We start from the raw sequence: 22,534 nt of genomic DNA on the forward strand, positions 1-22,534 counted from the left end.
GCCAGGGCCCGCTCGCCGTGCGCCGCGCGCTGCCAGGGGGGAGTCTGATCCCTGAGGACCCGTCGCGCGACCGGCGGAGGAGGTGGTCTGCGTGTCCGACGCACATGCGCCGCCGGACACCGCGACGCCGGCGGGCCGGCCCCTGCTGTCCCTCGCGCTCGCCTCCATGATGGACGCCGTGCACGCCCACTCCGGGGCGGTCTATCTGCTGACGCCCGGCGAACCGGTGCTGGAGATGGCGGTGACGGCGGGGCTGCCCCGGCAGTTCGCGGCGCCCTGGGAACGGGTGGGGCTGAGCGCGCCCATCCCGGTCGCGGACGCGGCGCGCGAACGGCGGCTGGTCTGGGTCGGCGGCGAGCAGGAGATGGCGCGGCGCTATCCGCGCATCGCCGTCGTGCTGCCGTACCACTTCGCGCTCGCCGCACTGCCCGTCGCGACGCCCACGAAGGTCCACGGCGCCGTCTTCGTGACCTGGCCCGGTTCGCACCCGCCGGTGCTGTCCGGCTGGGAGCGCGGGCGGCTCACCGCGGCCTGCGACCGGCTGGCGCTGCGCCTCGAACGCGCCTCCCAGGACCACGGCCGGTTCCGCGGCGAGGCCGATCTGCTGCCGATGCCGGACCCGGCGATCGCGGGCACGCTCGGCACGGTGGAGTCGGCGCGGCTGCTGGCCCGGCTGCCGTACGGGCTGGTCTCGCTCGATCTGCACGGGCGGATCGCGTTCGCCAACGGGGCGGCGGCCGAGCTGCTCGGCCGGCCGGCCGGCGAGCTGCTGGGCACCCAGCTGTGGTCGTCGGTGCCCTGGCTCGACGACCCCGTCTACGAGGACCGCTACCGGGCCGCGCTGCTCAGCCAGCACGTCACCTCGTTCCTGGCGATGCGGCCACCGGGGACCTGGCTGTCGTTCCGGCTCTACCCGGACACCACCGGGCTGAGCGTGCGCATCAGCCGGGCCCGGTCGGTGGCGCAGCTGACCCGCAGCGCGCCCGATCCCGGCACGGGGCCGGGCCGGCTGGTCTCCATCTCGCAGGTCCTCAGCCTGGCCGGCGCGCTGACCGAGGCGGCCAGCGTGGAGGACGTGATCCAGCTGACGGCGGACGAGATCGCCCCGGCCGTGGGGAGCCAGGCGCTGGTCATCCTCGGCTCCCGGGCCGGGCGGATGCGGGTGCTGGGGCACCGCGGCTATCCGGAGCCGTACGTGGTGGAGCAGTTCGACGGCACTCCGATGTCCGCGCAGACGCCCGGGGTGCACGCCCTGCGCGGCGGGGCGCCCGCCTTCTTCGACTCGCGCGACGAGCTGGAACGGCTCTACCCGGCCCGGCACGCGATCCCCGACGGCTTCGCGGCCTGGGCCTATCTGCCGCTCATCGCGTCCGGCCGCCCGGTCGGCACCTGCGTCCTCGCCTACGCCGAGCGGCGCGCCTTCCCGGCCGAGGAGCGGGCCGTGCTGACCAACCTCGCCGGGCTGATCGCGCAGGCCCTGGAGCGGGCCCAGCTCTACGACGCCAAGCACCGGCTCGCGCACGGACTCCAGGAGGCGCTGCTGCCCAGCTCGCTGCCGGTGCTGCCCGGGGTGCGGGCCGCGGCGCGCTATCTGCCGGCCACCCAGGGCATGGACATCGGCGGGGACTTCTACGACCTGGTGCCCGCGCCCCCGTTCGCGGCGGCGGTCATCGGGGACGTGCAGGGCCACAACGTGACGGCGGCCGGGATGATGGGCCAGCTGCGCACCGCGGTACGGGCGTACACGGCCGTGGGCCAGGCGCCGGCCCGGGTCATGCGCAGCACCAACCGGCTGCTCCTGGAGCTGGGCTCGGAGCTGCTGGCCAGCTGTCTGTACGTACGGCTCGACCCGGCGAGCGGGCGGGCCGTGATGGCGCGGGCCGGGCATCCGCCGCCGCTGCTGCTGCGCCCGGACGGCAAGGTGCGGGTCCTGGACCTGGCCGGGGGTCCGCTGCTCGGGGTCGCGCCCACGGCCCGGTACCCGACGACGGAGATCGACCTGGCGGCCGGTTCGCTGCTCGCGCTCTACACCGACGGTCTGGTCGAGTCGCCCGGTACCGACATCGAGGACGCGCTGGCCGCCCTGGGCGCGCGGCTCGGGGAGTGCGGCGACGCCCCGCTGGACGAGGTCGCCGACCATCTCCTCGCGAGCAGCCCGGCGGCGCGCGAGCGGGCGGACGACGTGGCGCTGCTGCTGTTGCGGGTCGGGGAGTGACGGCCGCCGGTGCGGGTCGGGGAGTGACGGCCGCCGGTGCGGGTCGGGAAGTGACCGCCGCCGGTCCGGGTCGGGAGTGACGGCCGCCGGAAGACAGAACCGTGCCGCCGGAGAACAGGACGGTCCGGCCCTCCCGCCGGAGGGCCGGACCGTTCCCCACCGCGGCCGGGGCCGCGGGGACGCGGGGCGGACTAGTTGTTCTTGTGCCGCTTGTGGTGGCGCTTCGCCGTGGACTGCGTGGCAGTCGCCGACGGGTCCGTCACGCCGGTGCCGTCGCCTGCCGAGGCGGACGCGGACGGGTCCGCGGTGCCGGCCTGGTCGCCGCCCGTGCCGAGGGTGGCGCCGGTGGCCTGGAGCGCGGCGGTGACCGGCTGGAAGAAGGTCTCGCCGCCGGAGGTGCAGTCGCCGCTGCCGCCGGAGGTGAGGCCGACGGCCCCGCCTTCCTGGGTGAACAGCGAGCCGCCGCTGTCGCCGGCCTCGGCGCAGACGTCGGTCTGGATCAGGCCGTTGACGGTGTCGACACCGTTCGGGTCCGTCTCGCTCTGGAAGTTGACGGTGGCGTCGAGGCCGGTGACCTGGCCGTCGTGCAGGCCGGTGGTGGAGCCCATCCGGAAGACCGTCTCGCCGACGGTGGCGTCCTCGGCCTGGGTGATGTTCACGGTCTGGCCGTTGCCCACGTTGACGTCGCTCGTGGTCTGCGTGGTGGCGTCGTCGTACTTCACGAGGGAGAAGTCGTTGCCGGGGAAGACCGCCTGGTCGACGGTGGCGATCGGCTGGCCGCCCTGGGAGTCGGACCAGTCCGCCGCGGCGACACCGCAGTGGCCCGCCGTCAGGAAGGCGGGGCTGCCGTCCGAGGCGGTGACGTTGAAGCCCAGGGAGCAGCGGATGGTGCCGTCGGTCACCTGGGAGAAGATGGCGTCGCCGCCGGAGACCAGGGTCTTGAAGGTGCCCGCGGACTTCTTCAGCGTGGCCATGCCGGTGCCGAGGTCCTGCACGGTGGAGCGCAGCGAGTTCCAGTCCGAGCCCGTGACCGTGGAGTCGGCGAGGACCACGACCTTGTTGGTCTTCGGATCGACGGACCACGCGGTGCCGGCGATGGTGGCCTTGGTCTTCAGCGTCTGGGCCGCGGCCTTGAGCGAGGCCGTGCTGTTGGCCACCTGACGGATCTTGGCGCCCGCCTTCTCCGCCTGCACGATGACGCTGTCGTTGCCGTTGGCGACGTTCACGACCAGTTGCTTGGCCGTGCTGTCGTAGTAGGCGCCGGCGTAGGAGTCGCCGAGCAGACCGGCGATCTGCGAGGCGAGTCCCGAGGCGTCGCCGGCCTTCAGGGTTCTGGGGGCGGCGTCGGTCGTCGCTCCGTCCTGTGAGGCGTTGGCGTTGGGCAGCAGGATCGCTGCCGCTCCGAGCGCGGCGACTCCACCGATGGCTATCGCGGCCTTGCGCTTCGGAATTCGCTTGTGACTCAACCTACTCGACCTCCTGGGGACGGAGTCGGTGCCGCCGGTCGGCGGCTGCTTGCGGGCGCCTGGATGGCTGTAGGTACGGACGTGACGCGCGGTGCGTTCAATTCCGTTTCCCAACTTCCGCTGTGCGGGCCCGAGTCGGCGCGCCGACGGGCCGCCCCCAGGTGATCCTCCGTCCCTGCTCAGCCTGGTGACCGCCCTGTTCCGGGCGGACCTGCGGCCCGGTGTTCAGGCGGGCAGGTTCAGTTGCCAGGAGACGCCGTACCGGTCGTTGACCCAGCCGAACTTGAGGCTGAAGCCGTACTGGCCGAGCGGCATCAGCGGCGTTCCCTGCTCGCCGAGCGCGGCGTAGAGGCGCTCGATCTCGGCGTCGTCGTCGCACTGCACGAAGAGCGAGATCGCGGGTGTGAAGCCGAACTCGTGCTGGGCGGGGCTGTCGATGCACATCAGGGGCGCGCCGCCGAGCGTGAACGTGGCGTGCTGCACGCTGCCCTCAAGGCCGGGGCCGTCGGCGCCGTAGCGGGTGACGCTGAGGATCTCGGAGTCCGCGAACAGCGAGGTGTAGAAGGTCATCGCCTGCTCGGCGTTGCCCTCGAACATCAGGAACGGGGTGACCTTCTGCGATGTCACGATCTGCATGGCTGCGGCTCCTCGGCGCGGTACGGCGGTCGACAAGTGGACACAAAGCTATCGCCGGGCCCCGACACGGCCGTCGGGGTCGCACCGCCCGTCCGCCCGGGGCGGTTCATCGCGCGGGCTCCTCGGGTGCGCGCCCCCAGGCGGTGAGCAGCCCTGCCGACAGCGCGGCACACGCGTCGGAGTCCAGATACCGTACGGCGGCGTCGACGGCCTCGTCGTCGACCAGGCCGGTGGCGGTCATCGCCGCCCGGCTGCGCCGCCAGGTGTCCGCCCAGAAGCGGCTGATGGGGCTGCCCGGCAGCAACGGCGGCACATGGATCTCGGCGCCGACCGCCTCCAGGCCCGCCCCGCGCAGCAGTTGGGGGTAGGACGGCACCCAGGACACGTCGGTGCCGATGGTGGCGCGCAGCCCCTGCCACATGGCGCGCATGGCGGTGGTGTACGGGCTGCCGGGCTCCAGGCCGCTGGTCAGGTCGACCGCGTCGCCGAGCACCAGGACCCCGCCGGGCTCGACCAGTCGCGCCAACTGCGCGATCACGCGCTCCCGTTCGGGCAGGTGCATCAGCACGAAGCGGGCGTGCACCAGCCGGTAGCGGCCCGTCACGAAGTCGGGGGCGGTGATGTCGGCCTCGCGCGGTTCCAGTCCGGGCACGGGCCGCCGGGCGAGGAACCGTACGTCGCGGTCGACGGCGAGCACACTGCTCACGCGGGCCTCGGTCAGCAGCCGGCGCGCGATCGTGCCGGTGCCGGCGCCCACGTCGAGGCAGCGCCAGCCCGGACCGGCGCCGAGCGCCCGCAGCCGGGCGAAGGTGAAGTCGTCGTAGGCGAGTGCGCCGTAGTCGATGCGTTCGGCCTCCCCCCGCTCTCCGGGCGGGAAGACGCTCTCCCCGTAGCGCCCGTCGCCGTGCGGGACGGCGGTCACCGGGCGGCCGCCGCGGGACCGGGCCCGGGGCAGGGGAGCGGCGGTTCGTCGAACGGAGTCATGGCCGGACCTCTTCACGGGGGTGGGCCGGCCCCGGCCCACGGGGTGGGGCGGTGCCGACCCGCGGGGGTGGGGCGGTGCCGAGGGGCCCGACGCCGGGCCACGGCCTCACCGATTCCTCCACACCCGGCGTGCGGCTCGGCCGAGGCGCGCCGCGCGTGAGCCGATCGGCGCAAGGCCCCCACCGTCGGTGACCGTCCGGTCACCGCGTGCCGCGCGCGCCGCACTGGATCACCGCTTCAGGGAATCTGCACAGCCCATGCCCAACCACGTCACGGCCGGCGGCGGTCCCGCGGGTGGGCGAGCGGGTGCCCCGCGCCTTTGGAGAGGTGTGTCGGATTTGCCGTCGCACACGCACGGACACAACGCGGAGGGGGCGCGGTGATGCCGTGCGGCATGTGAAGAAGTCTTCCCCAAGCCATGCCCGTTCCCTCACCGATGGCACCCACTCATGGTCAACTTCGCTGGTGAGGGCCGTGATTGATTGGAAAGCGCGCACAGCCGCGTGCTTTGATCCATCGCATCGCGGGACCTCGCGCCGGGTTTCCGCAACGGATGCCCGGCGCCCCGCGGTTCGCGGCCGTCATCTGTTTGGAGGGGGCCGCTCCCCCCTTGTGAAGACCCCTATCGAAGGGAAGTTCCCTGATGAACTCCACCCCCCAGGTCGAGACCGTCGAGATCTCCGACGCCGAGCTCGACAACGTCTCCGGCGGTCTCGCCGTGAACGCCCTCGGCACCGTGACCGGCCTGGTGGACGGCGTCGCCCCGGTCTCCGGCCTGGTCAACACGGCCGTCGGCACGGTCGAGGGTGTGACCGGCCTGAGCACCGCCCCGGTCACCAGCCTGGTCGCCGGTCTCTGAGACACCGCCTCCGGCCGCTGATCCCCCACCGGTGGCCGCCGGCCGCGCAGCGGCACAGGTGAGTCCCGGAGCCGTCCCCACCGGCTCCGGGGCTCTCGGCCGTCCCGCCGCGCCCTCCGCTCGACCGCCCGACAGGTGAGGGAAAGTCCGATGCAGTTCCGCAGACAGGCCCTCGCCAGGCTCCAGTCGCCCGAGGAGCTCGACGTCCCGGTGCGGCTGGCCCGCCCGCAGGGCTGGCTGGTGCTGGCGGTGTCGCTGGCCGCCGTCGCCGGTGGCACGGTGTGGGCGGTGACCGGGTCCGTGGCCTCCACGGTCGGCGCGCCCGCCGTCCTCACGCACGCCGAGGGCAGCTACGTGCTCCAGAGCCCGGTGGCCGGGCAGGTCACCGCCGTCCTCGCCCGGCAGGGCGAACGGCTCCCGGCGAACTCCCCCGTACTCAAGGTCCGTACCGCGCAGGGCGATTCGATGGTCCGCACGATCGCCGCGGGCCGGATCACCGCGCTGGCCGCCACGCTCGGCCAGATCGTGCGGACCGGCGCCGACATCGCCTCGGTCGAGAAGGTCGCGCACGCCGGCGACCCGCTGTACGCCACGGTGTACGTGCCCGCGGCGAACGCGGCCGCCATCCCGGCGGGCGCCGCCGTGGACCTCACCGTGTCCTCCGTGCCCACGCAGCAGTACGGCGTGCTGCGCGGCCATGTGCGCTCCGTGGACCGCGCCGCCCAGTCCGCGCAGTCGATCGCCGCCTACCTCGGGGACAGCGGGCTCGGCGAGCAGTTCACCGAGAAGGGCCGCCCCGTGGCCGTACTCGTACGGCTGGACCGGTCGGCGACGGCCAGCGGGCTGAAGTGGTCCACCGCGGACGGGCCGCCGTTCCGGCTCGACTCCATGACCCTGGCCACGGCCTCGATCCGGCTGGCCGACCAGCGTCCCGTCGATTGGCTGCTGCCGTGACCACCGCCCAGGACCGCCGCGACACCGGCACCGACGACACCCCCGGCCGCCGTGACCGGCCCGGCTCCCGCGGCCGCCGCCGCGCCGCACCGCCCGCCCGCCGTCCCGCGCCCCGGGGCCGCGGCACCGTCCGCACACCCACCGTGCTCCAGATGGAGGCCGTGGAGTGCGGCGCCGCCTCCCTCGCGATGGTGCTCGGCCACTACGGCCGCCACGTCCCGCTGGAAGAGCTGCGGATCGCCTGCGGGGTCTCCCGCGACGGCTCGCGCGCGGGCAACCTGCTGAAGGCCGCGCGTGGTTACGGCCTGACGGCCAAGGGCATGCAGATGGACCTCGCCGCCCTCGCCGAGGTGCCGGCGCCCGCCGTCCTGTTCTGGGAGTTCAACCACTACGTCGTCTACGACGGCATGGGCCGCCGCCTCGGCCGCCGCGGCGTGTTCGTCAACGACCCCGCAAAGGGCCGCCGTTTCGTGCCCATGGAGGACTTCGACGGCAGCTTCACCGGCGTCGTCCTCGTCATGGAGCCCGGGGACGGCTTCGAGAAGGGCGGCAGAAAGCCCGGCATCCTGGGCGCGCTGCCCGCCCGGCTGCGCGGCACCGCCGGCACCCTGCCCGCCGCGGTCCTCGCGAGCCTGCTGCTGGTGGCGGTCGGCGCGGCCGTGCCCGCGCTCAGCCGCACCTACATCGACCTGTTCCTGATCGGCGGCCAGACCTCGCTGCTGGGCGTGCTGTTCGCGTCGATGGGCGCGTGCGTGCTGCTCACGGCGGTGCTGACCTGGCTCCAGCAGGCGAACCTGCTGCACGGCCGGATCATCTCCTCCACCCTGTCCAGCGCCCGGTTCCTGCGCCATCTGCTGCGTCTTCCCGTGACGTTCTTCGCCCAGCGCTCCCCCGCCGACCTCGTGCAGCGCCTCCAGTCCAACGACCAGGTCGCCGAGACCCTGGCCCGCGACCTCGCGGCGGCCGGCGTCGACGCGGTGGTGGTCGTGCTGTACGCGGTGCTGCTGTACACCTACGACCCCCAACTCACCTTCCTCGGCATCGGTGTCGCGCTGCTGAACGTCGTCGCGATGCGCATGGTCGTCCGGCTGCGCGCGACCCGCACGGCCAAACTCCGCGCCGACACCGCCCGGTTGACCAACACCGCCTACACCGGGCTCCAGTTGATCGAGACGCTGAAGGCCACCGGCGGCGAGGACGGCTACTTCCGCAAGTGGGCCGGGCAGCACGCCGTGACGCTGGAGGAGCAGCAGCGCCTCGGGGGGCCGTCGGCATGGCTCGGCGTGGTCGCGCCGACGCTGGCGACCGTGAACAGCGCGCTGATCCTGTGGCTCGGCGGGCTGCGGGCGGTAGAGGGGCACATCTCGGTGGGCCTGCTGGTCGCCTTCCAGGCGCTCGTCGCCCGTTTCACCGCCCCGCTGACCCGGCTCAACGGCGTCGCGGGCCGCATCCAGGACTTCGCGGCCGACGTGGCGCGGCTGAAGGACGTCGAGAACTTCCGCGCCGACGCGCTGCACACCCGCTCCGGCGCGGGGGACTCCACGCGCCGGCTGCGCGGCCATGTGGAGCTGGAGAACGTCGCGTTCGGCTACAGCCCGCTGGACGAGCCGCTGCTCACCGGCTTCGACCTGAGTGTCCGGCCGGGTGAACAGGTCGCGCTGGTCGGCGGCTCCGGCAGCGGCAAGTCGACGGTGTCCCGGCTGATCGCGGGCCTGTACGCGCCGTGGGACGGGGTGATCCGCATCGACGGGACGCGACTGGAGGACATTCCGCGCGGCGCGCTCGCCGCGTCCGTCTCCTTCGTCGACCAGGACGTGTTCCTCTTCGAGGGCAGCGTCCGCGACAACGTCGCGCTGTGGGATCCGTCGATCCCCGACGATGCGGTGGTGCAGGCGCTGCGGGACGCGGCGCTGTACGACGTGGTGATGCGCCGCCCGGGCGGCATCCGCAGCCGGGTCGAGCAGGACGGCCGCAACTTCTCCGGCGGGCAGCGCCAACGCCTGGAGATCGCGCGGGCGTTGGTGCGCAGGCCCAGCATCCTCGTGCTGGACGAGGTGACCAGCGCGCTCGACGCGGAGACCGAGCAGGTCGTGATGGACAACCTGCGCCGCCGGGGCTGCGCCTGCGTGGTGATCGCGCACCGGCTGAGCACGGTCCGCGACAGCGACGAGATCGTGGTGCTCCAGCACGGCACGGTCGTCGAACGCGGCCGCCACGCCCACCTGGTGGCGCGCGGCGGCGTCTACGCGGCGCTGGTCAGGGAGCGTTGAGGTGACGTACGGACAGGGCCACGAGACGGCCCACGGACACGGCCCTGAACTGGCGCACGGACACGGCTCCGAGATGGCGCACGGATACGGCCCCGAGCCGGCGCAAGGCTTCGGCTCCGAGGTGGCGCACGGACACGCGCAGGGCGACCTCGTCCTGGCGGCGATGGGCGGACTCGGCGCACCGGTGAACGGCGACAGCCCGGGCCGGGTGGACCTGGAAGGGCCGCAGGTGCTGTGGCTGGTGGCGTCCGGGGCGGTCGACCTGTTCGCCGTGGACGCGGCCGAGGAGGGGCACTGGCACCACCTGGGCCGGCTGGAGGCGGGATCGCTGCTGCTCGGACCGGTCGCCGGGCCGCACCACACCCTGGTGGCGCGCCCGGTGCGGGACTGCCTGCTGCGCCGCATCGCGCTGCGCGAGCTGTACCGCCCGGCGGGCACCGCGTCGTGGTCGTACGACGAGTACGGCAACGCGCGTCTCGTGCCGCCCGCGTCCAGCCCGCTGGAGCACGCGCTGGCGCTGGGCGTGGGCCGCGGCCTGTCCGTCCTGTTCCAGGCGCCGACGGCGGGCGAGGGGGGCGCCGCAGGGGTCGCCGACGACGACGTGTTCTGGATGCGGGTGCCGCCGGGCGGCGTGCAGTACGGCTCGCTGTACGGTGCCGAGGCCGCGGCCGACCTGCTGATGGACCCGGCCGTGTGGCAGAGCATGGTCGACCAGCAGTACCGCCTGCTGACCGCCCTGGACCGGTGGATCGAGCATCTGGAGCGGACCCACGAGACGCGCGCGGCGGCGGGCATCAAGGCGGGCGAGGCGGTGCGGGACCGGGCCGACCGGACGCTGCTCGCGTCGATCGGCGGCGCGCCCGGCCGGCGTGCCACGGGCGCGGACGCGGACGCCGTCTTCGCGGCCTGCCGACTGGTCGCGGAGGCGTCCGGGATCGCCCTCGCCGAGCCCGCGCAGGGCGGCGCGGACGGCGACCGGCTCGACGCGGTGGAGCGGGTGGCGCTGGCCTCCCGGGTGCGGACCCGGCCGGTGCGGCTGGACGGCCGCTGGTGGCGGGAGGACATCGGCCCGCTGGTGGGGCATCGCGCCCTGTCCGGGGCGCCGGTGGCGCTGCTGTGGCGGCGCGGCGGCTATGCGGCCGTGCATCCGGCGACCGGCCGGGAGACCCCGGTGGAGCGGGCAGGCGCCGAGGAGTTCGAACCGCGCGCGGTGATGTTCCTGCGTCCGCTGCCGGAGCGGCCGCTCGGCCCGGCCGGGCTGCTGCGCTTCAGTCTGCGCGGCGCGCGCCGCGATCTGCTGCGGCTCGGCCTCGCCGGACTCGTCACGGTGGCGATCGGCGCGCTGGTGCCGATCGCCACCGGCAAGGTGCTCGGCCAGTACGTGCCCCGCGCGCAGACCGGGCTCATCGGGCAGGTCTGCCTCGCGGTGCTGATCGCCGGCGTGGTGGCGGCCGCGTTCACGCTGCTGGAGAACCTCACCGTGCTGCGCCTGGAGGGCCGGATCGAGGCGACGCTGCAACCGGCCGTGTGGGACAGGCTGTTGCGGCTGCCGACGGCGTTCTTCGGTTCGCGCTCGACGGGTGAGCTGGCGAGCGCGGCGATGGGCGTGAGCGCGATCCGCCGGCTGCTCGCGGGCGTCGGCCCGGTCGTGGTGCAGTCGGTCACCGTGGGCGCGGTGAACGTGGGGCTGCTGTTCTGGTACAGCGTGCCGATGGCGCTGGCGGCGGTCGCCGTGCTGGTCGTGATCGGCGCGGTGTTCCTCGGCCTCGGACTGTGGCAGGTGCGCTGGCAGCGACGGCTGGTGGTGCTCGGCAACAAGCTGAACAACCAGGCCTTCCAGACCCTGCGGGGCCTGCCGAAGCTGCGGGTGGCGGCCGCCGAGAACTACGCCTACGCCGCCTGGGCGGACGGCTTCGCGCGCAGCCGCGAGCTCCAGCAGAAGGTGGGCCGGATCAAGAACCTCACGGCCGTGCTGGGCGCGGTGTACCTGCCGGTGTGCACGCTGCTGATGTTCATGCTGCTCGCGGGTCCGGCGCGGGGCTCGATGTCGGCGGCGGCGTTCCTCGCGTTCAGCACGTCGGTGACGATGGTGCTCACCGCGGTCACCCAACTGACGGGCTCCTTCGTGTCGTTGGTGGGCGCGCTGCCGCTGTTCGAGGAGATCCGGCCGGTGCTGGAGGCGCAGCCGGAGGTGCGCGGCGCGGCGACCCGGCCGGGCCCGCTGTCCGGCGCGTTGGAGGCGCGGCGGCTGTCGTTCCGGTACGCCGACGACGGCCCGCTGGTCCTGGACGACGTGTCGTTCGCGGTGCGGCCGGGCGAGTTCGTGGCGATCGTCGGCCCGAGCGGCTGCGGCAAGTCCACGCTGCTGCGCCTGCTGATCGGCTTCGACCGCCCGGTCTCGGGCAGTGTCCTCTACGACGGCCAGGATCTGGCCGCGCTGGATCTGGCGGCGGTGCGCCGGCAGTGCGGGGTGGTGCTCCAGCACGCCCAGCCGAACACCGGCTCGCTCCTCGACGTGATCCGCGGCGCGGAGCCGTACACGCCGGAGGAGGTGATGGCGGCGGCGGAGCTCGCCGGGCTGGCCGACGACATCCGGCGGATGCCGATGGGCCTGCACACGATCGTCTCGGGCGGCGGCGCGGTCTCCGGCGGGCAGCGCCAGCGGCTGATGATCGCGCAGGCGCTGATCCGGCGGCCGCGCATCCTCTTCTTCGACGAGGCGACCAGCGCGCTGGACAACGACACCCAGCGGATCGTCATCGACAGCACCCGCAAGCTGAACGCGACCCGCGTGGTCATCGCGCACCGCCTGTCGACGGTACTGGACGCCGACCGGGTGCTGGTGATGGAGGACGGCAAGGTGGTGCAGGAGGGGTCGCCCGCGGAGCTGCTCGCGGACGGCGGCGGACGGCTGCACGAGCTGGTGCGACGGCAGCTGGCGTAGGGGCAGGCGGTCCGTTGGGGGCGGCTGTCGGCAGGGATCGGGCGTCGGCGCGGACCAGTCGGCGCCGGGGACCGGCCGTCGGCGGGGACCAGCCGTCGCCGGGGATCAGCCGTCGCCGGGCACGGGCGCACCCGAGGGGGTGCCGGCCTCGGTGTAGCGGTCGTAGAACTCCTTCCACGGCGCGGCGGAGCCGGTGTGCGGTCCGCCGGTGCGCTCGCCGCGGGCGAGCGCGTCGAGGCCGGTCAGGCACACCTCCCAGCCGGCGGCGTTGCGGGCCGCGGCGTCCCGGGTGTCGAGCACGTCGGTGAGGGTGAGGCGGGTGCGGCCCCCGCCGAGGTCCTCCAGGTCGAAGCGGAGTTCGTCGTCGCCCCACGCGAAGGACAGGTGGCGGGGCGGGTCGACGGCGAGGACCCGGCTGGTGGTGTCGGGCATGTGGGGGTCGCCGCTGAAGCGGACGGTGCCGCCGGGACGCAGCTCGAACTCGGCCCGGGAGGGGAACCAGTGGACGAGTTCGTCGGGGTCGGTCACGAAGGTCCACACCCGGTCGACGGGGTGGTCGTAGACGCGGCTGAAGCGCACGGCGCCACGGCCGTCGTCGAGGGTGAGATACGTGCCGGTGAGGTCGGCGCTCATGGGGCTCGGTCCTCCGGTGCGGGGTGGTGGTCGGGTGGGGCGGTCTCGGCCGGTGCGGGGTCGAGATCGGGGCGGGCGGTCTCGTCCAGGCGTGCGCCCAGGGCGTCCAGGCTGCTGTTCCACAGCGCCCGGTAGGGGGCGAGCCAGGCGTCGAGCCGTGCCATGGGGGCCGGGTCGAGTGCGTGCACCCGGCGCTGGGCGTCCTGCCGTACGCGCACCAGGCCGGCCTCGCGCAACACCTTGAGGTGCTTGGAGGCGCTGGGCTGGCTCAGGCCGCAGGCCTCCGCTATCTCGCCGACGGGCCGGGGCCGCTCCTTGAGCAGGGCGACGATGGCCCGCCGGTGGGGATCGGCGAGAGCGCTCCAGAGCGAGGCATCGGACACGGTCTCCAATATGCCTCACAGAGAATATTCCCGTCAAGGAATGTAAAGACCCGCTGCACGCAGAGAGGGAACCGGCTGTGTGACCGGAGACACGCCTAACGAAACTTTGCCGTTTCGATGAGGCCGTACTAACCTCGATGCGTACGAAACGGTTTCGTTTAATAACTGTGACGGCCCGGACCAGGCCGTCCGCAGCTCAGCCGTCTCTCCGCACGACTCTCCCTGGAGTGTTTTTCCATGGCCCAGAAGACCCTCGCCGACGGCACGCCCCCGGGCGCGGCCACGGCACCTCACGAAGCGTCGGCCAAGCGCTGGTGGATCCTCGGCGTCGTCGCCGTGGCACAGCTGATGGTGGTGCTCGACGCCACCATCGTGAACATCGCCCTGCCCTCCGCCCAGGCGGACCTCGGCTTCTCCGACGGCAGCCGGCAGTGGATCGTCACCGCCTACGCCCTCTCCTTCGCCTCGCTGCTGCTCCTCGGCGGCCGCATCGCCGACCTCTTCGGCCGCAAGACGGCCTTCCTCGTCGGCGTCGTCGGCTTCGCCGTGGCCTCCGCGCTCGGCGGCGCCGCCACCGGCTTCGGGATGCTCGTCACCGCGCGCGCCCTCCAGGGCGTCTTCGGAGCGCTCCTCGCGCCCGCCGCGCTGTCCCTGCTGAACACGACCTTCACCGACCTGAAGGAACGCGCCAAGGCGTTCAGCGTCTACGGCGCCATCGCGGGCGCGGGCGGCGCCGTCGGCCTGCTGCTCGGCGGTGTGCTGACCGACGCGCTGGACTGGCGCTGGACCCTGTACGTGAACGTCGCCATCGCGGTCGTCGCCTTCGCGGGCGGCTGGCTGCTGCTCAGCAACCACCGCGACGCGGCCGGTTCCAAGCTGGACGTCCCCGGCACCGTTCTGGTCGCCGCCGGTCTCTTCTCCCTCGTCTACGGCTTCTCCAACGCCGAGTCCCACGACTGGGGTTCCCCGCTGACCTGGGGCTTCCTGATCGCCGGCGGACTGCTCCTGGCAGCCTTCACCTGGTGGCAGACCCGGGCCGCACACCCGCTGCTGCCGATGCGCATCCTGCTCGACCGCAACCGGGGCGCCTCGTTCATCACCGTGCTGATCACCGGCGCGGGCATGTTCGGCGTGTTCCTCTTCCTCACCTACTACCTCCAGTTGAACCTCGGCTTCAGCCCCACCAAGACCGGCGTCGCCTTCCTTCCGATGGTCGCCGCGCTGATGGTCGCCGCCCAGCTCGGCACCACGGCGCTGGTGCCCCGCCTCGGCCCCAAGACGGTCATCCCGCTGGGCTTCGCCATCGCCACCGTCGGCATGGCCTGGCTGACCGGGATCGGCCTCGACTCCCACTACCTGAGCGCGGTGCTGCCGCAGCTGATCGTCATCGGCGTGGGCCTCGGCCTGGTCATGCCGCCGGCCATGCAACTCGCGACCGGCGGAGTGGCCGCCGAGGACGCGGGCGTCGCCTCGGCGACCGTCAACGCCATGCAGCAGGTGGGCGGTTCGATCGGCACGGCGCTGCTGAACACCCTGGCCGCGAGCGCCGCCACCGACTACCTCACCAGCCACGACCCGACCAGCAAGCTGGTGCAGGCGCAGGCCACGATCGAGAGCTACACCACCGCCTTCTGGTGGTCGGCCGGCCTCTTCGCCGTGGGCACGCTGATCGCGTTCTTCCTCTACCGCCGCGGCGTGCCGCAGCAGGACGTCGACGCCGCGCCGGTCGTCCACATGTAGCCGCGCGCAGCGCAGTCCGCCCGGGTCGCCTCGACGGGACGGCCGAGGCGCACCACGGGCCCGAGGGGCCGCCGCCCACAGGGAGACGGCGGCCCCTCACCGCTGTCCGCTCCCGGCCGGTCCGACCGCGGCGGCGCGAGCCGCCTTACGTCCGTCACGCTGTGCGCATAACATCCAACGATGGGGTACTCGCGGGGGATGCGGATCAGTGTGCTGGACGTCGGGTCGAACACGGTCAGGCTGGTGGTGGCGGACGCGCAGGGCGGGGTGCCCCTGCCGGTCCACACGGCCAAGTGGCGCCTGAGGTTGTCCGAACAGGTGGAGCCCGGCGGGACGCTCCCGGACGAGGCCGTACGACGGCTCGCGCGGGCCGTCGCCGAGGCGGACCGCACCGCGCGCGACTGGGGCGCGACGCCCCCGCTCGCCTTCGCCACCACGGTCGTACGCTCGGCGCCCAACCGCGCGGAGGTGCTGCGTGTGGTGCGCGAGCGCTCCGGCGTCGACCTGGTCACCATGCCCGGAGAGGTCGAGGCCGAGCTGACGTTTCTCGCGGCCCGCCGCTGGGCGGGCTGGCAGGCGGGGCCGCTGGCCCTGCTGGACATCGGCGGCGGCTCGCTGGAGGTCGCGTTCGGCCGCGGCCGGCTGCCCGACTTCGTCGCCTCGCTCCCGCTCGGCGCGGGACGGCTGACCCGCGAGCACTTCGGCGGCGAGGACCCGCCCACCCCCGAACAGATCCGCGTGGTGCGGCGCCAGGTGCGCCACCAGCTGCGGGACGCCGCCGCCCGGATCCGCTGGGAGGGGCCGCGCACCGCCGTGGCGACCTCGCGCACCTTCCAGCAGCTGGGGCGGCTGTGCGGGGCCTCCCCCGGACGGCACGGCCCGTTCGTGCAGCGCAGCCTCAGCCGCCGCGATCTACGCGCGGCGATCGACCGGCTGGCCGCGCTGCCCGCCGCGGAGCGCTCCCGGCTGCCCGGCATCTCCGCACCGCGCTCCGGACAGAGCCTGGCCGGGGCCGTGGCCGGGCACGCGGCCATGAAGCTCACCGGCCTGGAGACGGTGATCATCTGCCCCTGGGCGATCCGCGAGGGAATCCTGCTGCGCCACATCGAGGACGGCCCGTCCTGGTGGACCCGCAATACCGGGGCCGACCTGGGACCTTCCGCGCCGGAGCCCGTGCCGCTGAGACTCGCGGCCGCCGCGCCCCCGACACCGTGACCGAGGCCCTCGCCACCCCCTCGCCACACAGTCAACCGAAATCACGGAAATTCACTTGGTCGAGTGAACCGCTTCGTGTCGGGGCCCTCGGAGGGGTGGCGGCCCGGCCTCCCGGGTAGCTACCCGGATCGAATGCGCCCCTGCCCCAGGTGGAGCGGACATGACTCCGGATACCGACGACCGCGCCTTCGAGACGGCCGCGGGGCCGGACCCCCAGGCCCCCGTCCTCGACACGGCGCCCGCCGCGAACACGTATGCCCGCACCTGGCGGCGCGGGCCCTTCACGGTGGTCGAGGCCACCGGGGAGATCGACCTGGAGTCCGCCCAGCGGCTGGCCGAGCACCTGGACGCGGCGACCGCCGCGCGGGAGCCGGACGTGCTGGTCGATCTGCGCGGCGTCACGTTCCTGGACTGCTCGGGTCTGCGCGTCCTGTGCCGGGCCGAGTCCCGGGCCCGGCAGCGGTCCGGCCGGCTGCGGGTGGTCGGCGACGGGCCGCGCGTCCGCCGCCTGCTGCGGGCGGCGGGACTGCTGCAACGATTTCCGCCGCTCCCCGACATTCCCGGGGAGCGGCGGTGATCCGGGAACCGGCGGATGGCCCCACTCCGCCCGCCGGTTCCCGGCGCGAGATCGCTGGTGCCCCGCGACAGGGCCAACACTCCCCATCTGTGGGCCTCTTCCGGCGTGCACGGGAACCGTGCGATCCCGGTCCTAGAACGCGTACACGCTGGTCCCGTAGGAGTCCTTCACGCACGCGTTGCTGAAGGTGCGCTCATAGGCGACGCGCTGCCCCTGCCACACGCCCTGCACCGTGATGACGACGGGGTCGAACAGCTTCGTGCAGCGGACGTCGTCTCTGGCCTTCAGCGCGTCGAAGTCACCGTTCACGCCTCGCAGTTCGGCGCAGGCGTCGGCGGCCGCCGGGTGGGTGCCCGAGGGCCTGGTCGCGCAGTCGAGGGTCACCGCGCGTTCCGGTGTCGCGAGAGCGGAGCTCTCGCCGTGGCCCACGGTCATCACCAGGGACGAGGGGGCGTAGAGCGAGGCCGGCGCGGCGGCCGGGGCGGCGAGCGCGGCTCCGGTCAGGGGCCCGCAGACGGCGGTGGCCGTGAGGGCCAGGGTCGCTGCCCAGCGCGCGGTGTTCCGCATTGTGTGCATCCTTCCGCTTGAGTTCATCGGGGTGCCGCGGCGATCCGGTGGGTGCCACGGCGGCGAGCGCGAGTCTGCCGAGTCCGGCGCCGAAACTCACATCCAACCCACAGGTTTCGGTAACCTTTTGTGTTCAATCAGTGGCGTGAAGTCACGGAAATCGAACGCAACAACCCGGTAACCCCTTGGCCCTTGATCGCGGAAAAAGGCCATGTGGCCGGATCCCATGCGTTCGTTAATAGTCCTGAAACATTCCGCTTCCGCTCTCGGCGCACTCGTTCGCGACCCCTTGTGTTCATGGAGCAGCGGAGTAATCGTCATTACATGATTACTTCAGAGCAGCGAGAGAGGCTGCGCGGCTGGTTCACCGGCCGCGTACCGGAGGATCTGTTCGAAGAGCTGGTCGACGTCGTCGTCGACCGCGAGGAGATCACCGTGATCGGCCGCATCGCCGCGCCCCGGCCGGCCGAGGGAGCGTCGGCCGCCGAGCGGGAGGCGGCGGTGGAGGGCAGGGTGCAGGAGTTCCGCGAACGCACCCGGGAGAGCCGGATGGAGGTGGCGCGGGAGGCCGAGCACCGGTTCCGGCACAAGGTGTCCTGGGGCGTCGAGTGCGCCGGGGAGCGGGTGCTGTTCACACATGTGGCGGCGCCCGTCATGACCCGGCTGCGGCAGCCCGAGCGCCAGGTGCTCGACACGCTCATCGCGGCCGGCGTCGCCCGCAGCCGCAGCGACGCGCTCGCCTGGTGCGTGCGCCTGGTCCAGCGCCACACCGACGACTGGCTCACCGAACTGCGCGAGTCGCTGGAACACGTGCAGCGGGTGCGGGCGCAGGGGCCGGACGCCCCGGCCGGGGACGCGACCGAGGACGCACACGAGGACGCGGCCGGGGACACGCCCGAGGACTCGGCCGACGGCGGCGCGATCTGACCCGGTCGGCACCGCGGCCGCCGGCCGCACGCCCCCGATCCGCCCGCCGGGCCCGGTGAGCGCCCCCTGACCTACCAGCCAGTATGGTCGGGCACGGCGTGGGATCGGCGACGAGAGACGGGACGGACCGATGGCCAAGCACTGGGCGGATTTCCAGTACGAGATCTACCTGAACGGAATGACCGGCGCGGTGCCCCGGCTGCCCACCGACCTGACACGGCTCGAGGAGCTGACCGAACAGCGGCTCGGGCCGGGCCCGGTCGGGTACGTGGCCGGCAGCGCGGGCGACGGCAGCACCGCGCGCGCCAACCGGGCCGCGCTGGAGCGCCGCCGGATCGTTCCGCGGATGCTGCGGGACGTCCACGAGCGGGACCTGGCGGTGGAGGTGCTCGGCCGCGCGCTGCCCGCGCCGCTCGCGCTGGCGCCCGTGGGGGTGCTGTCGATCATGCATCCGGACGCCGAGACCGCGGCCGCGCGCGCCGCCGCGGCGCAGGGCGTGCCGTACATCCTGTCGTCGGCGTCCAGCACGCCGATGGAGCAGGTCGCGGAGGCGATGGGGGACGCCGAGCGGTGGTTCCAGCTGTACTGGGCCAAGGACCGCGAGGTGACCCGCAGCTTCCTCACCCGGGCGAAGGCGTCCGGGTTCAGCGTGCTGGTCGTCACCCTGGACACCCCGCTGCTGGCCTGGCGGCCGCGCGACCTCGACCAGGCATATCTGCCCTTCCTGCACGGGGTGGGCACCGCGAACTACTTCTCCGACCCGGCGTTCCGGGCGGGCCTCGCCAAGCCGGTGCACGAGGACCCGAACGCGGCCGTGATGCACTTCGTCGGCATGTTCGCCGACCCCGGCAAGACCTGGCCGGATCTCGCGTTCCTGCGGGAGAACTGGGACGGTCCGATCGTCCTCAAGGGGATCCTGCACCCGGACGACGCACGACTGGCGGCGGACGCGGGCATGGACGGGGTCGTCGTCTCCAACCACGGCGGACGGCAGGTCGCCGGGTCGGTCGCGGCGGCCGACGCGTTGCCGCGGGTGGCGGAGGCGGTGGGCGACCGGCTGACCGTCCTGTTCGACAGCGGGATCCGCACCGGCGACGACGTCTTCAAAGCGCTCGCGCTCGGCGCGCAGGCGGTGCTCCTCGGCCGGCCGTACGTCTACGGTCTCGGGCTCGACGGGCAGTCGGGCGTCGAGCACGTGATCCGCTGCCTGCTCGCGGAACTGGACCTGACGCTCGCCCTGTCGGGCCACGCGGGTCCGGCCACGGTGGGTCCGGCCGACCTGACGGAACACCCGTCGTAACCGGCAGCCACCGGGCGGCCGGGGTCGTGTCCCCGCGCGGCTGCGTCGCGGCCGCTCGCGCAGTTCCCCGCGCCCCTGACCTGCGGGCACGTCGTGGCTGGTCGCGCAGTTCCCCGCGCCCCTGAAAAGCGCCTCCGGGACCACCCACCAAGGGGCGCGGGGAACTGCGCGACCGGCCCCCACCGGCCCGCGGACGAAATGTGCCCCGTCAGGGGCCGGGGGCGGTCAGAACCCCCGGTCGTTCGGTGGGGCGCCGGTGCCTGCGAGAGACAGGGATCCCGGCACGCCCGGCACCGGGTCGGAGAGCCACCGCTGCCCGGCGGAGCCGTCCCGTACCTTGACCACGACGTCACCGCCCGCCACCCCCGTCGTGGACGTCAGGGCCAGCTGCCCGTCCCAGCGCGCCAGCAACTCCCCCTGCGGAGTGAAGTCGTAGCGCACGTCGTCACCGCGCCCGGACCCCCGCGCCGCGCAGGTGTTGACGATGACCACCCCCGCGTCGGCGTGCGAGTCCAGGCACAGGCCGGAGCCGTCCGCGCTGCGCAGCAGCCCGTCGGCACCGTACGACCACTGCTGGCTCCGCGCCCCGGAGCAGACCGCCAGCTCGGCCGCCGCGCCCGCCGTGGGCGTACCGCGGACGGCGAGGCACAGCCCGGTACCCGTGTTGCGCAGCCGGGTCACACCGGCGGTGGAGAGATGCGCGGTGGCGGGCGGCGAGCCGGCGGTGGCGGACGCCGTGGAGGAGGCGTTCCGGCCGCCGAGGGAGCCGGTGGAGGAGACCGGGGCACCGGTACCCCCACCGCCCGACCGGTCGGCGACCACCACACCGACGACGAGCAGCCCGGCCGAGGCGAGCCCCACGCCGGTCAGCAGCGCGCGCGACGACCGGAACAGGTCACCGACGCGGCCGGGCACGGGCAGCCGGGACAGCAGCCCCTCACGGTGGTGTCGTCCGTGCCCTCGCCCACCGCCCGTCCCGGCCCCGGCGCCACCGCCACCGCCACCGGCACCGCCGCCCGGGCCACGCCGTCCGCCGTCGCGCGACCCGCCGCGCCCGCGCCGGGCGGCGGCGCGCGGCCGGTTCCCGGGCTGGGCCCGTCCGGGCCGGGAGTCGAGATACCGGGCCGCCTCCCAGCCCAGCACCGCCTCCGCGAGCAGTACGCCGAGTCCGCCCTCGAAATGGCTCAGCTGTTCGGCGGCATTTCGGCAGTACCGGCACTCCGCGAGATGTTTCCGGATGTCCGGCAGCAAGGCTCCACCGCGGCTGAGCGAGATGTCGAGGAGACGGTTGTAGTGACGGCACTCGTCGGTCGGGGCGAGTTCCCGATGTGCGCGCACACAGCCTTCCCGGAATTTCTCCGCGGCCTGTTCGAGGCCGGCGGTCGCGAATTCCGCGTCCATACCGAGAAGAGCGGCCGGCACGGCGAGGGGTTCGGCTTCGACCTCCGTGTGCCACAGCAGGCACTGGAAGTACGGGGCCAGTTCCTGGAAGGACCGGGCGGCCAGCGCACGGTGCTCGGGCGGTTCGACCGGGGAGGAAGCCAGGGCGCGGGCGCCTCCCGGCTGGTTCAGCTCCGGCAGAGTGCCGGATATGCGGTGCTCGGCGGCCCAGAGCCGGACCGTGTCCCGGACGGTCAGCAGCAGGCGTGGCCGGAGCGCGACGCCCGGTTCGCCCAGCGTCAGCCGGTCCAGGACCTGATGGAAGGCGGCCGCGGTGACCATCTCGGCGACGCCCGCCGAGGAGCCGAGACAGAGTACGGCGTAGGTGTGGGCGGGTGACCAGTGACGCGCGATCAACAAGGCGGTGACGGCGGCGACTTCGCCGTCCGGACTGCCTCTCAGCCGCGCGGCGAGCGACTCGTCCGGCTCTCCGGGCGGCCCGCCGGGCGCGGAAGCGGAAGGGGGGTGGGGGGTGGGCACTGAGGATTCCTTTTGGTGCGTACCAATGGTGGCGCGCGCGGGGGAGCGAAATTCAGCGCGACCGCCGGGAGACCGAATCACCAGGAATCCATGCGCCCCGGCCGGTCCCCCGCGCGGGTGTTTCACCCTTGCACACCTCACTTGCGCACAACAAGGCACTTGAGGCACCACCCGCCTCACTGAAAAAACGTCAAAACCAAAACCGTGCACGAAATTTCGCACGGGCGCTCGTATTCCCTCGCGCCCCGTGTGAACCGGGCGCACGCGCCGGTGCCCCGCGCACGGTCCCGTCCCCGTCGTCACCGTGGTCGAGTGGGCGTCGGCCCTTCTCGGAAGGCACCGCGCGGGACGGCGGCTCTCCCGCGCGCGCGGGGCCGCCGGCCCGGATCATCCGCCCCGGACCGGCGGCCCGAGGGCAGACCCCGCCAACCCCGCCACGGGCCCGGATCGAGTCGGTGCGGACCGCCCCGTCCCGACAAGGCCATGAGCAACTCGGCGCAGACCGCCCCGCCAAGGTCCGGATCAGCGCGGCGCAGACCGCCCCAACTCGGATCGGCCCGGCTCAGATCCGCCAGGACCGCAGCCGCTCCGCCGCGTCGCCGACGTCCGCCGCGCCGGACAGCAGGTCCCGGACGAGCCCGACGAGCGCGCCGACCGGCGGGTCGACGGCGGCACCGCTCACCGACATGTAGGCCACCGCCGTCGCGCACGCGAAGCGGGCGTTGGCCGCGGGCAGCGGCTTGAGCAGGGCGAGGGTGTGCAGCAGCGCGGCGGCCCGCCAGGCCGGGTCGGAGTCGACGCCGAGCATGGGCGGATCGACCCGGTGCCGTGTCACGGCCGCGGCCAGCGCGGAGAAGTCGTCGACGGCGGGCCGGCCGGGCAGCACCTCGTCGCGGCGCTCCAGCAGCCAGGGCACGTCGATGTACAGGGCGGAGGACATCGGC

The 22,534-nt window shown here is 73.7% G+C and carries 18 protein-coding genes; 10 read left to right on the top strand and 8 right to left on the bottom strand.

What is annotated here, in order from left to right; all coding sequences use genetic code 11:
- The first annotated feature begins 82 nt into the window (after nucleotides 1-82).
- A complete protein-coding gene (locus tag WN71_RS05320; protein WP_046587288.1) occupies nucleotides 83-2,215 on the top strand; it encodes a SpoIIE family protein phosphatase in 2,133 nt (710 codons plus the stop codon).
- 191 nt (nucleotides 2,216-2,406) lie between these two features.
- Here WN71_RS05320 and WN71_RS05325 read toward each other — a convergent pair whose 3' ends face one another.
- From WN71_RS05325 to WN71_RS05335, 3 genes are all read right to left on the bottom strand, one after another.
- Nucleotides 2,407-3,681 carry a S1 family peptidase gene (locus WN71_RS05325; protein WP_206300018.1) on the bottom strand — a complete coding sequence of 425 codons (1,275 nt, stop codon included), beginning with the start codon at nucleotides 3,679-3,681 and terminating at the stop codon, nucleotides 2,407-2,409.
- 225 nt (nucleotides 3,682-3,906) lie between these two features.
- On the bottom strand, nucleotides 3,907-4,317 hold the full coding sequence (locus tag WN71_RS05330) for a VOC family protein (RefSeq protein WP_046587286.1): 411 nt from the start codon (nucleotides 4,315-4,317) through the stop codon (nucleotides 3,907-3,909).
- Nucleotides 4,318-4,423: 106 nt separating this feature from the next.
- Nucleotides 4,424-5,239 (bottom strand): class I SAM-dependent methyltransferase, encoded by an 816-nt coding sequence (locus WN71_RS05335; RefSeq protein ID WP_046587284.1) that lies wholly within the window; start codon nucleotides 5,237-5,239, stop codon nucleotides 4,424-4,426.
- Between the two features lie 705 nt (nucleotides 5,240-5,944).
- On the opposite strand from WN71_RS05335, the gene WN71_RS05340 reads away from it, so the two are divergent.
- The 4 genes from WN71_RS05340 to WN71_RS05355 all read left to right on the top strand — a co-directional run bounded on the left by WN71_RS05340 (nucleotide 5,945) and on the right by WN71_RS05355 (nucleotide 12,328).
- Entirely contained in the window at nucleotides 5,945-6,160 is a 216-nt protein-coding gene (locus WN71_RS05340) for a hypothetical protein (protein WP_046587281.1), read from the top strand.
- 150 nt (nucleotides 6,161-6,310) lie between these two features.
- Entirely contained in the window at nucleotides 6,311-7,114 is an 804-nt protein-coding gene (locus tag WN71_RS05345; RefSeq protein WP_046587279.1) for an HlyD family efflux transporter periplasmic adaptor subunit, read from the top strand.
- Entirely contained in the window at nucleotides 7,111-9,384 is a 2,274-nt protein-coding gene (locus WN71_RS05350; protein WP_420856452.1) for an NHLP family bacteriocin export ABC transporter peptidase/permease/ATPase subunit, read from the top strand. The genes WN71_RS05345 and WN71_RS05350 overlap by 4 nt, the downstream gene beginning before the upstream one ends.
- A 163-nt stretch (nucleotides 9,385-9,547) precedes the next feature.
- Entirely contained in the window at nucleotides 9,548-12,328 is a 2,781-nt protein-coding gene (locus tag WN71_RS05355) for an NHLP bacteriocin export ABC transporter permease/ATPase subunit (protein ID WP_046587414.1), read from the top strand.
- Nucleotides 12,329-12,433: 105 nt separating this feature from the next.
- Here WN71_RS05355 and WN71_RS05360 read toward each other — a convergent pair whose 3' ends face one another.
- Both WN71_RS05360 and WN71_RS05365 read right to left on the bottom strand, forming a co-directional pair.
- Nucleotides 12,434-12,961 carry an SRPBCC family protein gene (locus WN71_RS05360; RefSeq protein WP_046587277.1) on the bottom strand — a complete coding sequence of 176 codons (528 nt, stop codon included), beginning with the start codon at nucleotides 12,959-12,961 and terminating at the stop codon, nucleotides 12,434-12,436.
- Entirely contained in the window at nucleotides 12,958-13,344 is a 387-nt protein-coding gene (locus WN71_RS05365; protein ID WP_046587412.1) for an ArsR/SmtB family transcription factor, read from the bottom strand. Before WN71_RS05365 ends, WN71_RS05360 begins: the two co-directional genes overlap by 4 nt.
- A gap of 237 nt (nucleotides 13,345-13,581) precedes the next feature.
- Here WN71_RS05365 and WN71_RS05370 point away from each other — a divergent pair, with 237 nt between their 5' ends.
- The 3 genes from WN71_RS05370 to WN71_RS05380 all read left to right on the top strand — a co-directional run bounded on the left by WN71_RS05370 (nucleotide 13,582) and on the right by WN71_RS05380 (nucleotide 16,876).
- The gene (locus WN71_RS05370) at nucleotides 13,582-15,084 is read left to right on the top strand and encodes an MFS transporter (RefSeq protein WP_046587275.1); all 1,503 of its coding nucleotides are present in this window, start codon (nucleotides 13,582-13,584) and stop codon (nucleotides 15,082-15,084) included.
- 198 nt (nucleotides 15,085-15,282) lie between these two features.
- Nucleotides 15,283-16,299, top strand: a complete 1,017-nt coding sequence (locus WN71_RS05375; protein WP_046587273.1) for a Ppx/GppA family phosphatase — start codon at nucleotides 15,283-15,285, stop codon at nucleotides 16,297-16,299.
- Between the two features lie 160 nt (nucleotides 16,300-16,459).
- Entirely contained in the window at nucleotides 16,460-16,876 is a 417-nt protein-coding gene (locus WN71_RS05380; RefSeq protein ID WP_046587271.1) for an STAS domain-containing protein, read from the top strand.
- Nucleotides 16,877-17,008: 132 nt separating this feature from the next.
- Here WN71_RS05380 and WN71_RS05385 read toward each other — a convergent pair whose 3' ends face one another.
- Nucleotides 17,009-17,443 (bottom strand): protease inhibitor, encoded by a 435-nt coding sequence (locus tag WN71_RS05385; protein WP_046590435.1) that lies wholly within the window; start codon nucleotides 17,441-17,443, stop codon nucleotides 17,009-17,011.
- 324 nt (nucleotides 17,444-17,767) lie between these two features.
- Between WN71_RS05385 and WN71_RS05390 the strand changes: the two genes are divergently transcribed.
- Nucleotides 17,768-18,370, top strand: coding sequence for a hypothetical protein (locus WN71_RS05390; RefSeq protein ID WP_046590436.1), 603 nt, complete (start codon nucleotides 17,768-17,770; stop codon nucleotides 18,368-18,370).
- A gap of 130 nt (nucleotides 18,371-18,500) precedes the next feature.
- Nucleotides 18,501-19,670, top strand: coding sequence for a lactate 2-monooxygenase (locus WN71_RS05395; protein ID WP_046590437.1), 1,170 nt, complete (start codon nucleotides 18,501-18,503; stop codon nucleotides 19,668-19,670).
- Between the two features lie 225 nt (nucleotides 19,671-19,895).
- Here WN71_RS05395 and WN71_RS05400 read toward each other — a convergent pair whose 3' ends face one another.
- Nucleotides 19,896-21,590: an RICIN domain-containing protein gene (locus WN71_RS05400; RefSeq protein ID WP_046590438.1), complete on the bottom strand. Its 1,695-nt coding sequence runs from the start codon at nucleotides 21,588-21,590 to the stop codon at nucleotides 19,896-19,898.
- Between the two features lie 562 nt (nucleotides 21,591-22,152).
- Complete coding sequence (locus tag WN71_RS05405; RefSeq protein WP_071369803.1) at nucleotides 22,153-22,530, bottom strand: toxin Doc; 378 nt, start codon at nucleotides 22,528-22,530, stop codon at nucleotides 22,153-22,155.
- Nucleotides 22,531-22,534 lie beyond the last annotated feature (4 nt).

The organism is Streptomyces mangrovisoli, assembly GCF_000974985.2.
In the GTDB taxonomy this organism is placed as follows: domain Bacteria; phylum Actinomycetota; class Actinomycetes; order Streptomycetales; family Streptomycetaceae; genus Streptomyces; species Streptomyces mangrovisoli.

Coding starts and splice junctions, on each gene's coding strand:
- WN71_RS05330 (WP_046587286.1), bottom strand. CDS start 4,317: ATGCAGATCGTGACATCGCAGAAGGTCACCCCGTTCCTGATGTTCGAG.
- WN71_RS05340 (WP_046587281.1), top strand. CDS start 5,945: ATGAACTCCACCCCCCAGGTCGAGACCGTCGAGATCTCCGACGCCGAG.
- WN71_RS05345 (WP_046587279.1), top strand. CDS start 6,311: ATGCAGTTCCGCAGACAGGCCCTCGCCAGGCTCCAGTCGCCCGAGGAG.
- WN71_RS05355 (WP_046587414.1), top strand. CDS start 9,548: ATGGGCGGACTCGGCGCACCGGTGAACGGCGACAGCCCGGGCCGGGTG.
- WN71_RS05360 (WP_046587277.1), bottom strand. CDS start 12,961: ATGAGCGCCGACCTCACCGGCACGTATCTCACCCTCGACGACGGCCGT.
- WN71_RS05370 (WP_046587275.1), top strand. CDS start 13,582: ATGGCCCAGAAGACCCTCGCCGACGGCACGCCCCCGGGCGCGGCCACG.
- WN71_RS05375 (WP_046587273.1), top strand. CDS start 15,283: ATGCGGATCAGTGTGCTGGACGTCGGGTCGAACACGGTCAGGCTGGTG.
- WN71_RS05380 (WP_046587271.1), top strand. CDS start 16,460: ATGACTCCGGATACCGACGACCGCGCCTTCGAGACGGCCGCGGGGCCG.
- WN71_RS05385 (WP_046590435.1), bottom strand. CDS start 17,443: ATGCGGAACACCGCGCGCTGGGCAGCGACCCTGGCCCTCACGGCCACC.
- WN71_RS05390 (WP_046590436.1), top strand. CDS start 17,768: ATGATTACTTCAGAGCAGCGAGAGAGGCTGCGCGGCTGGTTCACCGGC.
- WN71_RS05395 (WP_046590437.1), top strand. CDS start 18,501: ATGGCCAAGCACTGGGCGGATTTCCAGTACGAGATCTACCTGAACGGA.
- WN71_RS05405 (WP_071369803.1), bottom strand. CDS start 22,530: ATGTCCTCCGCCCTGTACATCGACGTGCCCTGGCTGCTGGAGCGCCGC.